This window comes from Bradyrhizobium sp. SRL28 (assembly GCF_018596315.1).
Lineage (GTDB): Bacteria > Pseudomonadota > Alphaproteobacteria > Rhizobiales > Xanthobacteraceae > Bradyrhizobium.
This window is the reverse complement of record NZ_JAHEAG010000010.1, coordinates 129,052-143,205: the sequence shown is the minus strand read 5'-3', so window position 1 is coordinate 143,205 and position 14,154 is coordinate 129,052. Positions and strand designations below refer to the sequence as shown.

At 56.4% G+C, this 14,154-nt stretch carries 9 protein-coding genes; 4 read left to right on the top strand and 5 right to left on the bottom strand.

Annotated elements, in window-relative coordinates:
* Positions 1 to 251: 251 nt before the first annotated feature.
* Complete coding sequence (locus tag KIP88_RS21470; RefSeq protein ID WP_214489962.1) at positions 252 to 1,049, top strand: hypothetical protein; 798 nt, start codon at positions 252 to 254, stop codon at positions 1,047 to 1,049.
* 105 nt (positions 1,050 to 1,154) lie between these two features.
* Here the strand turns inward: KIP88_RS21470 and KIP88_RS21465 are convergent, their stop codons facing one another.
* The 5 genes from KIP88_RS21465 to KIP88_RS21445 form a co-directional block, all read right to left on the bottom strand.
* Positions 1,155 to 2,312 carry a hypothetical protein gene (locus KIP88_RS21465; protein WP_214489961.1) on the bottom strand — a complete coding sequence of 386 codons (1,158 nt, stop codon included), beginning with the start codon at positions 2,310 to 2,312 and terminating at the stop codon, positions 1,155 to 1,157.
* 70 nt (positions 2,313 to 2,382) lie between these two features.
* The gene (asnB, locus tag KIP88_RS21460; RefSeq protein ID WP_214489960.1) at positions 2,383 to 4,305 is read right to left on the bottom strand and encodes an asparagine synthase (glutamine-hydrolyzing); all 1,923 of its coding nucleotides are present in this window, start codon (positions 4,303 to 4,305) and stop codon (positions 2,383 to 2,385) included.
* 211 nt (positions 4,306 to 4,516) lie between these two features.
* Positions 4,517 to 5,380: a hypothetical protein gene (locus KIP88_RS21455; protein WP_214489959.1), complete on the bottom strand. Its 864-nt coding sequence runs from the start codon at positions 5,378 to 5,380 to the stop codon at positions 4,517 to 4,519.
* Between the two features lie 28 nt (positions 5,381 to 5,408).
* On the bottom strand, positions 5,409 to 6,512 hold the full coding sequence (locus KIP88_RS21450) for a Gfo/Idh/MocA family protein (protein ID WP_214489958.1): 1,104 nt from the start codon (positions 6,510 to 6,512) through the stop codon (positions 5,409 to 5,411).
* Between the two features lie 558 nt (positions 6,513 to 7,070).
* Positions 7,071 to 9,026: an alginate lyase family protein gene (locus KIP88_RS21445; protein ID WP_214489957.1), complete on the bottom strand. Its 1,956-nt coding sequence runs from the start codon at positions 9,024 to 9,026 to the stop codon at positions 7,071 to 7,073.
* A 459-nt stretch (positions 9,027 to 9,485) separates the two neighbouring features.
* On the opposite strand from KIP88_RS21445, the gene KIP88_RS21440 reads away from it, so the two are divergent.
* From KIP88_RS21440 to KIP88_RS21430, 3 genes are all read left to right on the top strand, one after another.
* Entirely contained in the window at positions 9,486 to 10,520 is a 1,035-nt protein-coding gene (locus KIP88_RS21440) for a DUF354 domain-containing protein (protein WP_214489956.1), read from the top strand.
* 364 nt (positions 10,521 to 10,884) lie between these two features.
* Positions 10,885 to 11,670, top strand: coding sequence for a bifunctional 2-polyprenyl-6-hydroxyphenol methylase/3-demethylubiquinol 3-O-methyltransferase UbiG (locus tag KIP88_RS21435; protein ID WP_214489955.1), 786 nt, complete (start codon positions 10,885 to 10,887; stop codon positions 11,668 to 11,670).
* 732 nt (positions 11,671 to 12,402) lie between these two features.
* The gene (locus KIP88_RS21430; RefSeq protein ID WP_214489954.1) at positions 12,403 to 14,064 is read left to right on the top strand and encodes a heparin lyase I family protein; all 1,662 of its coding nucleotides are present in this window, start codon (positions 12,403 to 12,405) and stop codon (positions 14,062 to 14,064) included.
* Positions 14,065 to 14,154 lie beyond the last annotated feature (90 nt).

Here is a 14,154-nt window from a genome sequence, read left to right as displayed (position 1 = left end):
GAGTAGTTCGTCGGATTTGGGATTCGCAGAAGGTGGTCAGTACCAGGTTCAGGATACACGAGGGAATTGCCCTCAGCGTGGACCAGATTGGTGGGTCAGCCCCCCTCTCATGGACAGTCCGCTCGCCAACACTTGGCTTGATCGCAAGCATAGGTTTGCGCTTGGGTGCTCTTCTTCTCCCCCTGGGATCGGCGTCGCCTAGCCATGCCGCCGAGCTTCTTTTCAAGTCAAGCTTCGAGGGAAGCCCGCTGTTGAGTGAGCCGTATGAATGTCAAACGTCGTGCTGGCAGGATATCAAGGGCTCTGATGCATTGACCGAGCATAGCGGCGAGCCTCAAGTTTGGCAGGGCGGCGGAAAGCTTCAACTTCTCGCCGATGCACCAGTTACGCCAGATACGGTGGGCAATTACGTTCACAATGAAATCCAGAGAGTCATGGGGCCTAGCGGTCAACAGACCTCCGTTCTCTATAGTGAGATCCGGAAGCGCGGCAGCAGTGCCACACAAAATCCATATCTTCTCACGCCCTCAACCACTGCTTTGCAAGGCGACCTTTACGTAAGCTACTGGATAAAACTTCAGCCTGACTTTCTGGAAAAACTTGGGCCGAACAATTGGTGGGTGCTCTTCGAATGGAAGACCAATGCACAACAGAGGCTCATTACCTATATATTGGTTGACCGCCAAACCAGGCCGTATTGGTATTTGAAAACGGACGATCTGTCGGCTGGTCCGGCCAAGAATTTCTGGGAGGTCTCGAACCACACAGCCCCCGTGCCGGTCGGCGAATGGTTCAAATTCGAGTTTTTTTGGCACCGGAGTTCTCAACACGACGGACGCGCATGGCAGGCCATTAATGGACAAGTCGTGTTCGATCGCTTCGGGTCATTGCTTGGCGGAAACGATCCCATAGACCGCATTATGCTCACGCAAGTCTACGCTGGTGGATCGCTCCCACTGTATCAGTGGGTAAAGGACATCGAAATATGGGATGGATTTCCTTGCGGAGACGGCACGCCCTGTGGACCTAAGTTGACCGTTCCCCAATGAGGGATGCGTGTGCGATGTGGCGGTTAAAGCGCCGCATCCAGCTCAACGGTATAAGTCAGCTGCCTTAGCTCATCCGTGTGTCAGATCGAATGGCAGCATCGAGGTTCATCCGCGTGCCGGCAAAGCGCGCCGCTTGATCACCTCATCACCCAAGATCTCGGATAGCTCTTTTTGCTGTGCTTTGCCGGCCATGAAAAGCACAAACAACAGATTGGATTGATGAAACACCACACCGTTTGTGAAAAAGAGCACCAGGAACAATGCAACGCAGGGCATCCTGTATTCGGGGTCCAGGCGCGACAGGATCACATACCACGCATAAAGAACGGCTGTTGTGCCGGCAAGTCCGTAGCAAATCATCAGATTAAGAAGGTCGTTATGAGCAAGGAACGGGAAGGAACCATATAGCCAGATCGCTCCACGCCCAAATAGCAGCTCCAAGAACGATGAGTTCTCCAGCATTTGACCATAGTAGCGCCAAATCTCGTCGCGCCCGCTCATCAGATTGGTTGTGTCTTGCTCAAAGAAAACTCGATCTCGATAGAGAATTCGTTGGAGGAAGGCGTCCACCAATTCGGAGTTCGACATAAGAAAGCCGATGGCGACGACAGAAACTGCAACCGTCGCCAGAAACACTCTCAAGTTTAATGTGCTGTATTTCTTGATCAGGAATGCGAGCAGGAAACCAAGGAGGGCGGATCGGACATTGAGAGCGGTTAGCAAGACCAAAGCAATGATTGGAAGACCGATCCATTGATTGATCAACAAAATTGAAAATTTAGCTATCGTCTGAGCGACCACATGGAACGACTTCTCCCCTTCACCGGTGCCGGCATTTCCACCGAACGTCGTCAACAGATCTGCCTCCGACGCGCCCTCGCGGAAAATGAAGATGAGCAATAGTCCGCACAACACCGGTACACCAAATGTCAAAGTTCGCTTTCGTAAATCGACAAAGATTGACGGCTCGCAGCGCGACAGGAACAACAGGAATACGATCGGCAGCAAGACTGTTACGGAAAAATAGAGTTGTGAGGTCGCTTCGGCAGGAATCCAGAGCAGGTTAACTATCGCCAGCCAACAGACGGCAAGGCCAATAGCTATGTCCCCGCGGGTGGTGCCAGATGTTGCAATCTTTATGGCGGTCAGCCCCAACGCCAAAGCGACGTAAAGCGCGACCACCGTTGTCCCCTTTTCCCCGGGACTGAGAATATCGGCACCGCACCGAAACATAAGGAACAAGAACAGCGCGTTTACAAGCATCCCCGGGTACTCCTTAGGGGGTCGCATCTTTCAAGTTCTGCTTGTCTTAACAATCCATCGACGATCACAACTAGCGTCCTCTAGCAGCCCTCACAACATTACCCTCGAACTCCTCGCATTGTGATACCTTGAATGTTCGCATGAACATTTCGAGATTTATCAATGACCATAGGACTCTTTCATGATTCTGCCGGCCTCCGATATGTTCAGCCACGAGGCCACGAAGCTTCGTCCCGTTACACATCCTCGCTACGCTTGACGCGTCACTTACCAGCATGTCCTGTACGAAATTGCGGTAAGGGCCTCTGAACCATTCTCCGATCGGAACACGGAATCCGACCTTCTTCCGTCGCACGATTTCCGGTGGAAGGATCTTGTCCATTGCGGCGCGAAGCACAGTCTTGCCGCCTTTGCCTCCCGTCAGAAATTCGTCGGGGAAACGCGCTACGACGCCGGCCAGCACCGTATCCATAAATGGCATCCGGCCCTCGATCGACCCTGCCATCATCATTCGATCGCCTCGTTCCAACAGATCGTCTGGAAGCCAGGATGTCTGATCGAAAAACAATATACGCCGCAGACTGGATTTCAGCCCAGACGAGTATGGATAGATGTCCGGCGGCGTTGCCGATACGGGCCGACCCAGCATCGCCTCAACTTCGGCAACCGAAGTACCGCCGAACCACATTCGCATGCGGTTCATAAGGTCGCGCTCGCCCGCGGCCAACGCGAGGATCTTCACGCGTCTCATCCCATAGGGCAATGAACGCACCAGCGGATAGATCAGCCGTTCGTGCAACAGGTGTGGCATCACCCAGTGGTACAGATCTATCCACTGCTCAGCCCGATGCTTCGGATATCCACCCATCAGCTCATCGGCGCCTTCTCCCGTGAGCACCATCTTCACGCTACGAGAGGCCATCTCCGAAAGCATAAAGATCGGGATGTCAGATGTCTCGCTGACTGGGGCACCACGGCGCAAGACGGCGGTTGACCAATGCTCCATGAAGGAGTCGGGTTCTACGAATAGTTCATTGTGGTTGGTACCAAATCGACTTGCAACAACCCGCGCATGATCGAGCTCCGAATACTCCGCTTCCCGAAAGCCTACCGAGAAGGTTCGTACGGGCTCCGCGCTATGCTTGACCATGGTCGCCACGACCGCCGACGAGTCGATACCTCCCGAAAGATAGGCGCCGAACGGCGCGTCGCTGCGCATCCGAATTCGAACGGCCTCATCGAATGTCTCTTCGAACAAACGAATTGCATCATGGAATGACTTGATGTCCGGCACTGTCGTCGCAAACGGTGGTGTAAAATAGCGCGTCGTCTTCAGCGTTCCGCCCTGCCATACGGCATAATGACCAGGCTGCAGCTTCTTCACCGCGCGGAAGAAAGTGGAAGGCCCCGGAACATAGCGATTAAGAAGATAGTGGCCGAGTGCGTCGGAATCGAACTCTCTATCAAGGCCCGGAAACTGAACGAGCGGTTCAATCTCGGAGCCGAAGAGAAGAACGCCCTTCAGCTCGGCAAGAAACAGCGGCTTCTTGCCGAAGGCATCACGGGCAAGTATCAGCCGCTGCTCTGCTTCATCCCAGAGTGCAAAGCCGAACATGCCACGAAATCTTCGGACTGCATCGAGTTGCCAGGCGCGATATGCCTCAATGAGCACCTCGGTGTCCGAGTTCGTGTGAAACCGGTGACCGAGGGCGACGAGCTCCTGTCGTAGTTCAATATAATTATAGATCTCGCCGTTGAAGATTAGCGTGAATCGGCCATCCTCACTCGACATTGGTTGCGCGCCGCCACCGATGTCGATAATCGAAAGCCGGCGGTGGCCGAAGCCGATTTGAAACCGCTCATCAGGCGTCTTGTGAAGCCAGTAGCCGGAGCCGTCCGGCCCCCGATGAAACATCAAATCCGTAAGTCTGATAAGAGTCCTGCGATCCTCGCGCTTCGCGGCCCCAAGAACCCATCCAAATATCCCACACATCGCTAAATGCCTTATCTGGAGACAGTTAGATGATAGTCGGCATATGCCCGTTCCGGTGACCGTCACGATCAAGCTATCAATCAAACTGAACAACGCCAGAATGCGGAAAAAACGTTACCCGAGGTGAGATCGTAGCGCGGGCTATCGTGCGCTTCGAGACGGGCACCTGGCAGGATGCCGCTATGACAGCCGGGTCAGAGACCTGCGGACCCTACGCGACACTATACTCGTCGATCAGACGTTTCGTGTTCAGAATGTTGCTCTTGCTGGAAGCTCCAAATACGATTGATTCTATTTTCTTCTGACTGCAGACGTATTCAATGGCCTCGCGCGGGTCGATCGCTCCGGAAGCCAGGACGGACATTGCCACGGGTCTGAACTTGCGCGACGCAATAACCTTTTCATATTGGTCGATACCGCCACACATCCGAAAGCCCAGCTTATTCATGTTCGCACATACGATCGGATTTTCTATGCCAACTTGCTCCAGAACATCCAGGAGACGCGGCAAGTTCATCGTTATAAAGCCTGGCTCGGCCTTGTAGCGGTCCCTCACATGGTCGGCAAAGATGCGAAACGCGTCCTTGATCCCCATCCCAAGCAGCAGGTCGGTGACCACGTTCTGGAGAAAGATAACCGGCGTCTTCAGCCCGCTGAACATTTTCATCTCAGCGTCGACCAGGAGCCGCGCCATACCCTCCACATCGCGCCTGGCCACAGATACACCACCCCTCACCAGGGCAGAAAGGGCACCCTCCGCGGGCAAAAACCGCTTCAATGCCTCGATCGTTCCGTGCTCGGTCACGGCATTTGCATATTTGTGGGCGTAAGGCATGCAGGGATAGAATTCGAGCTTCGAATATCGCTCCGGGTGCAAACGGACATGCGCGCAGACCTCAGCGATTCGATCATGCGTCGTGCACATGAAGACATGGATGCCGCTGTCATAGGCGGCATCCAGCAGGTCAATGATTTCCTGGATATCCGCAAAGCGGATGGCCTGCGCACGCGCCTTTTCCTCGGACATGTGATTGATGCCGAAGAACTGATTATCGCCGAACAATATTCGATCCACTCGCCGCTCCTCCCTTGATGGGACTATCTCAGCGCCCCATGACCGCGGACAAGAAGCCTCCAGACCCGTTCGGGCTCAGAGTTGGGCTCCTGGATCCGGAATCCACCTGCCGCCACGCTTCTCCCGCATTCTGTAACATCGCGGACACGACACAATCAGTCTGAACCGCGGACTCGAAGGACGAGATATTCTCCCGGCGACCTTCCACGATGCATTGGAAGAAGTGGTCGAGCTGCGCAGAATATTCCTCGCCCCGCAGGTAATACCAGACATCGCTATGAAAGTCGGTTGTATGACGAATATCCCAACCCTCTTTCGCCGCAACAGCGCTGCCCGCCGCGGCTCGAATGTATGTCTTCACTTCCTGGCGGTCGACGACCATACGTCCATTCGTGCCCCAGAGCGTGACCTGCGTCGACATTCTGCGCAAACTGTCGTCGCTCCAATTGGCGGCGATCATCCCCGTCATGCCATCGGCAAAATGCATCGTTGCGTAGACCTCGTCGTCCACGTCCCGGGAAAATATCCTGTTGAGCACCGTCCCGGACACAGCATCGGGCCTGCCAACGAGATAATTCACGATATCGATTGCATGGCATGCGTAATCATAAAGGCAGCCCCCGCCCTCGCTGCCCTTCGATCTCCATGTCGCCCCTTTGGGTCGCAACACCACCGGACCATAGGCTTCAACCCTGACGTGATGAAGCCGGCCAAGCGCGTGCGCATCGAGTAGACGCTTGGCCTCGTTGAACGCCCCGACGAATCGGTAGTGATACCCCACTTGGTTGACAACACCTTTCCTTTCAGCCAGCTCCGCCAGATCGAGACCGTCGGATACATCGAGGCAAAATGGCTTTTCGCAAAACACATGCAGGCCTCTATTGAGGGCCTCGCGGACCATTTCACCATGAAATCGCGAAGGCGTCGCAATGATGACCGCATCAAGCGATTTCTTATTGAGCATTTCCCGATAATTGGAGAAGACCTCGATGCCCGTATATTTGTGGAGGATGCTGCACAAATAACTCGCGCTATCGCAAATTCCGACCAGCTTGACCGCAGGATGCGTGTTGACGATCGCGAGATGGGAAAGTCCCATCTTGCCAAGCCCGATCAAACCAACATTCAGCATAGCGGTCTCCCTAACATGGGTCACGGCCTTCAATTCCCCAGAAATGCACGCCCCCGATGAGAACACCAACGGGGCGCTTCTGCTCAACGCTGGACCGCAGAAGGCGATGATAGAGCAGGGCTGCCAAATAGGCGGCAACGGCGATGAATAGGAAAGTAGCTGCTGCCAATACCAACAGGACGATCAATCTACCCCTACCGACCCTGGCTGAGGCTGCCCCGCCGACATCGTGCGAAAGCGCGGGAAGCCCGTTAACACTCGTGGAGGACGGCAAACTGGTAAAGAACAAATGGCTCATGTCCGGCCGCCCTAGCCAACGCAGGTAGATGATCGGTACCATCCGAGTCACGGAGGGGACATTGCTATTTATGGGTAGCGTATGGGGTAGCTAAAATGGTCCATTGAGCCGCGGCGGCGCGGGATTAGGATCGAGTGAGGGGCGGTACAACGACGGCGGGTGGCCTACCCGGCGGCACCCAAGGCTTTGCAGTCTCCGACACGAATACGGCCGCCAATACGACCAGATCCCGGATCGATTCAACCTGAACTCATCTCGCTTTAAAGAACCTCAATCGTGATAGTCGACGTAGTATCACGGAGATGCCCCTCAAAAAGGATCTGATCGGTAGGGACGCGCACACCGTAGCGTGGCGATAACCAACCAAGTCCTGTCGCTTGGTCACCCCGAACCACTCTGGCTTTCAGCGGGCCGGCGTTTGCTATTCGAACGAGTTGATGATTGCCGCTTGTGATCAGCACCCCGCTCCGATCCGGCTCGACCGTCGACTGGCAAGTCGGATCTATGAGAAACGATACTGTAACGCTTCCATCTGTCGGAACTCCGACGAGTTCGTCGATAATCGTGAACCGCGAAACGTCATCAAACTCCACCGTACGCCGGTGCCTTACGCCATATTGCCCGACATAGCCGTCATGCTCTGCCACAACCCGCGTTACTGGAGTAGTTTCGGATGATATGAGGCGCGCATTCGCCTTGCTCGCCCAATTAAACGGCCCAGATGGGCGACTTGATCCAATCCCGGAAAGACTCAAAGTGTTGTGAACCGCGGTGTCCCTGAACTGGTCCCGCAGCTCCCTATTCGGATTATATCGGTACGTTCCGGCATCTACGATAACAGGTTGGCTGCCTACAGATAGCCAGATGGAAAGCGCGTCTGCATGGCCATGAGCAGCAATTGACAGATAGCCAATGGGTCCGTGATCAAACGTGAGAACGACAGGATCCTTATGCCCGCTTCGGACTGCCGAGTAGCCCCCGCTCGTAAATGAGCGCATTCCAACACGTTGTGCCGGCGCTACGGCGGCGGATCCCAGGACTACATCGCGAACGCTTGGATCTTTGGCCGGTGGAGCAAGATCTGGGCGGCCAACGCAGCCCGAAACGGCTGCGACAACGGACGCCACGTATCTTGGCTCAGGCGCCTGTGTTGTCGCTATAGCTCGGCAATCGTCGCAATCTCCGATCGCAGGCACCTTTGCATCGGCGTCCATCAACCAAAGCGAATGCTCCGACCACGCCGAAAGCCGATCGACGGTAGTTGCTGGCAGGCTGGCTTCGCGTCCAAGGGCGGTGGCCGCAACAAGAAACAGCTCGATCGAGAACGCGGTATAGCTGGGAGATTGTTCGGCCCCCACACCATCGGGATGAATTTGCTGATCAATCTCGGCGAGCAACGCACGCCAGCTATTCTCGCGCAATGCCACTGCATCGGGGAATCCCGGAGCCATGATCGAACCGACAATCAGTCCGGCAAGCTCGGCGATCCGATGATTGTTAGCGGAGGAATGCAGTGACGGAAATCGCTTGGTCCAGTCGAGATGTGCAAAGAAAAAGCGAAGCGCCGCGCTGCGTGTTACGCCGTCGAGGCGATCGACCCCGATGATCGAGAGCGCCAGCGCGACCGAGATGACACGAAGTGCGGCTTCAATACCGAAAATCCAGCTTGGTCCACGAAAGGGTGGATTGCCCGCCATCCATGACCTGATCATACCGGTCAAAAGCATGGACTCGTCATGTTTCTTGAGCACCGCATCAGCGGCGAGAGGAACCAGAAATTGCAGTCGATTGAGCTCCCAAACGGGCTTCATATCTCGCGTGTTCATGCCGTGTCGGAATGAAATATCGAAGGCATAGGCGTCCCATTGCGGAAATGGCTCGCCGTCCTCGGGATAGATGCGCCAGAACGTCGGATCTGGTGGAATCAAGGAAGGCTTCGGCCAGCGTGCACCGAGCAGGCAAAAACTGCCCGCACGTACGTTGTCGGCTTCGCAGCTTATGAGAGCGGATAGATCCGATGAGGAAGCGATAATCCGGGAACGAAGGCCAGGTATGGTGGTCAGCGGACCAGATGACTCAACCCCTTCCCAGCCGCCACTATGCCAACGCGCAGTTTGCTTGTTGGCAGTTTCGACCAGGCGGTGAACAATCTCCGCCGCGCTCATTGCCGCCAGACGGTCACGGTACCAGGCGGCCCGGCCTAAAACGGATTCCAAAAGCGCCTCACATGGTTGATGTCAACGCCACGTTTCAGATCCAATATCGAAGCTTCGGCCCGTAGCGCCGACTGAGTTGGACGCCGCTCGAAATCAATCAAAGTTCAATGTCTAACCGCGTTCGATGTGAAAGCCTTCCCATTTTCGCCCACAGGCCATCTCAAATCTGGATCGTTAATGAGGCGACTTCACTGGATTTCGCTTCGCCTTCACGAACCTTGTCTGGCTGTTTGCAAGCCAACGCGGGAGTCGTACGTATCCTGTACGCAATCACAGTAAGGCCGTCCATTCCCCCATCGGCTGGTCTCGGCATCTTCTACAGATCGAGAATAGGTAATCCGAAAGGGTAAAGCTGCGGACCAGTCAAAAGACTATGCTTGTGTGTGTGGGTTTGGATGCCGTGCGTTGACTCGGATTTCGGTTTCGTGGTCTGGGCCGGCAAGCAAGTTTGGACGGATGATGAACATTTGGTTTGATCTCCATAACTCGCCCCACATCAACATGTTTCGAAGGCTTATAAGTGAGCTTCAAGGGGAACATGAAGTAACTATCACGGCTCGACCGCTTGCGAACACGATTGATCTGCTGAAGCTGCATCGGCTCGATTACGAAGTCGTCGGTAAGCACTACGGGGCCAACTTCGCCAAAAAGCTTCTAGGGTATCCGGTGCGAGTGCGCGACTTGCACCGTTTTCTCAAGGACCGTTCCATTGACCTCGCCGTTTCGCAAAGCTCCTTCTATTCACCGGTCGTCGCGCGGCTTCTGGGTGTCCGATCAATTTATTTGAACGACAATGAGCACGCTCTTGGAAACGTGCCATCTTTTCTGTTCGCCGATGTGATCATGCTGCCGGAATTCCTCGACATCAGCAGAGTACGCTGGCAGGGGGCTCGTGCCGCCAAGGTACGCCACTTTCCGGGAATAAAGGAAGGCATGTATCTATGGTATTTTGCCGATCAGTTCATGTCGCGACGCACTGATAGGACGGCGCAGGATCAGCGCAGAGCGGTCTACGTGAGGCCGGAGCCCTGGACCGCCCAGTACTACAAGAGTGATATCAATTTCCTGGATAGTCTTTTGCTTGGGCTTCGCAATCATGTCGCTTTGACCGTCCTACCAAGAGGGCGTGCACAGGGGGCACATTACAGAGCCGAAAAATTCAAAGGCATACGCGTGATCGATACCGCACTTGATCTGGCAGACATCGCTCCGGATTGCGATCTATTCATTGGCGCTGGTGGGACAATGACCCGGGAGATGGCAGTGCTCGGTATCCCAACGGTCTCGATCTACCGATCGGAGCTGCTCGATGTTGATCGCTACTTACTGCGGCGTGGGTGTATGCAGCATCGGCCAGACCTTGACGCGGAAACAGCGCTGAAGATCCTCGATAGCGCCACCGAGCGCGGTCCGAACTTGGAATTGCTCCACAAGGGCAAAGTTGCTTACAATCAGCTGTATTCGCAGATTCTCGAACTCGGCGGCCGCCACTAGCCAGTTCCGGTCGGGGAATTTGTCTTCGGCCATCTTCTCTAAGTGTGCGTCCGCCCAATGGCTTCTGTGTGCCCGTGCGGGTAAAGGCCACCGATGCATCATGGATGTCTGCATAGTGAGCCTCGGCTTCGCTGGTCGATTGGGTCGACGATAACGCGAAATCCAGGAGAAGCCGACGGGGTAATCCGAAAGGGCCGGCACTCGAGGCGAATTTTGACGGTAGGATACATGCGTATGACCACGTTACCGTGGACCTTCCGCACGCCGTTGCCCAGGTCGCCCGGGCTGAACGCCCCTGCTGAGTGCGCCGCATTGGAGAGGCCGGCCGGACGGGAAGTCAGCCTGCGCCAAGGGAGCCAAGTCGATGAAAGCACGAACCCGGATTCCGCTGACGAACGGTTGGGATCACGCGATGGAGTTGATGTCCCGCGAGATTCGCTCGATCAAGCATCCTGGCAAGGTTCTTGAGATCCTCGAAGCTGGTTGCGGCCAGCAGTGGGATCTCGACATCGGCGATGGCGGCTATGTGCTGACCGGCATCGACCTCGACGCCGAAGCCCTTCGCATCCGGCGCGACGAAACGAAAGACCTCCACGAAGGCATCGTCGGGGATCTGCGCACGGCCGATTTCGGTCAGCGGACCTTCGACGTCATCTTCAACTCCTACGTCCTGGAGCACGTGCCGGGAGCGCAGCAGGTCCTGGAGAACTTCAACAGATGGGTGAGGCCGGGCGGGCTGATCATCATCATGATCCCCGACCCCTATTCGGCGCACGGCTTCACCGCCAGGATGACGCCGCACTGGTTTCACGTGCTCTTCTATCGCCTGATTCTCGGATGGAAGAACGCCGGCAAGCCAGGCTACGGCCCCTACAAGGTCACCTACGACCAGGTGGTGTCGCGCGAAGGCATTCGGGCGTTCTGCGGAGAGAACGGACTGGTCCTGGCCGCCGAATACGGGATGCCTGGCAGCCACGGCCTGAACAACAACAGCTTCAAGCAGAAGCTGGTGGAAGCCTACAAGAAGACGCTTCATGTCCTGTCCCTCGGCCGCCTGAGCTCCGATCACAACGACATCATCTTTATCATCCGCAAACCGGCTCTACCCGCGAGGGCGAACCTGAGGGTCAGCGACGCCCTTCCCGCCTGATCTGCAGGTTCTAGCGACGGGTCATATCCATCAAGCGCCGGTGGATCGCGCGGTGCAGCGCCGCCACGCCTCAAGCGCGGGCCCCGAGACGAATTCCCCTTGCTGCCACGGCCCAGAACCTAAGCAAGCAATAAATCGCGCGAACTCATGAGCGATAAAGCCGCGTTGCTTCCCTGTTTCGTTTGAGCCTGCAACGCGATCACGTACCACATGGGCATGCTTGAGCTTCCCTGCGCAGTCGATATTGCCGCGAAAGAGCGCGGGTCGGCGGAATGGTTGTGAGACAGAGCGACTGGTCGCTCGGTCCGGATTTCGACGATACGCGACATCGATCTAAGCGTGAACGAAGCGCCCCTCGCACCAGGCGTCAATTTTCTCGGCTGGCTCCGACGCTTTCGATCTCCCGCAACGTTGACGACGAAGCAATCGGATGGGGAAATTGCGCCTGTGCCTTGAATCGACCCGATATGGGCAGATTGGGCACGTATTGGGCTACATACATGGGTATAAATCATACTTTGAAAGTTTTTTCGCCATTTTTGCTTATTAACCCCGCAGCCAGCAGTCGGGGGGGCGAAATCCCACTGCTTTGAAATCCGCTCGCGGTCTGAGGCTGCGATGCGTTGAAATGTGTTCGCGATGCCGGTTGCAGCGAGCATGCGGTATGTCGTGCGCCATCGTGATGCGCGGCAGTGGAATTCCCTAACACTAGTAACTCGATGGAGTACCGAAATGGCTACTAATGACGGCACGATCACGTCGTTTTCGAACAAGCCGCAAACCGCCTTTCAGGTGGATGGCGTTACAACCACCGTGCACACGTCGGGCGACAGCTATGCCCTGACGTCGCCGGACAATCACACGCTGCGCTTCGAAGTTCGAGCCGGTGATCGCGCCTGGTACGATGGGTCGAATGTTGATCGTTCCGAAGTTCAGAGGGCTCCGAAGGTTCCGCTCGGAACTCCGGTCAACATCGGCTATCATTTCATGGTGGAGCCCGGCGCCCCGAACACGGCATCGTGGGTGGTTACCGGAGAAATGCATAATGATGACATAGCTGGGGGGGTGCCTACCTCGCCTCCACTATCGATCAACCTTAACGGCGAGCATCTCGCAATTGTTGCCAGATATGTCGCGCCGGGCGTGAATGCCAGTAACGCTGCCGGAAACGTCAAGACGCTTACGCTCTGGACGGACCCCAATCCTATTCAGCGTGGCCAGTATTACGATATCGACGTCCGGGCCAACTTTGTAAACAACAGCAGCGGGTATCTGGACGTTTTCATAAACGGCAAGCAGGTCGTGGATTATAATGGCCCGTTGGGCTATGGGTACGCCACCTATTGGATGGAAGGACTCTATCGGTCGGCAAATTCCCAGACTCTTGCCGCCAATTTTCGAGAGTTCACGATGTCAACGGGGTCGTACGCGCCGATCACGACCGGCGGCCCAACCACGCCCACCTCGCCAACCACTCCGACGTCGCCAATCACGCCTCCCTCAACAGTCACTCCCCCGAGGCCAACCACGCCGACGACCCCAATCACGCCTCCCTCAACAGTCACCCCCCCGAGGCCAACCACGCCGACGACTCCAACCACGCCAACGACTCCCGCTACGCCAACCCCCCCTAGGTCATCCGTGACCACGCCAGCCCTCACCGTTGCGGATCCGACGCTGTCGGTGCGAGGCAGAGGCGGGTCGGTCGGCTTGGGGGTCGGTGTCTCAACGACCGATCCTAATGACCGCGTGACCGTACGCGTCACCGGTCTGCCGAGCTACGAGACGATCACCAGCAATCTCGATGGTCGGACGTACAGGGGAAATAACATCACCCTGACGGCTGCCCAGGTCGATGCCGGATTGGTGCTGAACTCGTACGCTCGCAGGAGTCATGAATCTACGCTCACGCTGACCGCAAGCGCGAAGGATCCGGTCACCGGCGCTGTGACGTCGGCTGCGCCGCAGACCATCAACGTGGCGACTTCGCGATATGCGGCGACGAGGACAACCGCGTCGCAGACCACTAGCGTGACAACTCCCCCTGCGACCGGTACGACCACGACCTCGCAGGTGGACCGGGCCCTGAGCTGGCTGAACCAGAATCAGGACCAGGCCAGCAAGGCCGTGGCGAACGCCGCGCCTGCTCTGATGAGCCAACTCAGAGGCCTCGGGAGCGGCGTTGCTACCTCTGCGCCGCAGGCGATTACCGCGACGAATGACGCGCGCTCGACGGCAACGCCAACCGCGAGCCTTGCAAGCCAGAGCTATGCGCTGCTGAACCAGTATATGGCCGGTGGCACGGGTCGGGGCGATTCCGGTCAGATCGTGGCAAGCTTGTCGAACGGAGCTACTGCGGGTCAGGCATCGTTCCTGACCAGACCGCAACATTGATCAGCTTCCGCACCCAGGCGCATCAGCGCCTGGGTGCGGCACCATCAAAGTTTGGGAATGCAGAGAAGGAACATCAAACGCGGCCGGTAG

Coding starts and splice junctions, on each gene's coding strand:
- KIP88_RS21465 (WP_214489961.1), bottom strand. CDS start 2,312: ATGCTTGTAAACGCGCTGTTCTTGTTCCTTATGTTTCGGTGCGGTGCC.
- asnB (WP_214489960.1), bottom strand. CDS start 4,305: ATGTGTGGGATATTTGGATGGGTTCTTGGGGCCGCGAAGCGCGAGGAT.
- KIP88_RS21450 (WP_214489958.1), bottom strand. CDS start 6,512: ATGCTGAATGTTGGTTTGATCGGGCTTGGCAAGATGGGACTTTCCCAT.
- KIP88_RS21440 (WP_214489956.1), top strand. CDS start 9,486: ATGAACATTTGGTTTGATCTCCATAACTCGCCCCACATCAACATGTTT.
- KIP88_RS21435 (WP_214489955.1), top strand. CDS start 10,885: ATGAAAGCACGAACCCGGATTCCGCTGACGAACGGTTGGGATCACGCG.
- KIP88_RS21430 (WP_214489954.1), top strand. CDS start 12,403: ATGGCTACTAATGACGGCACGATCACGTCGTTTTCGAACAAGCCGCAA.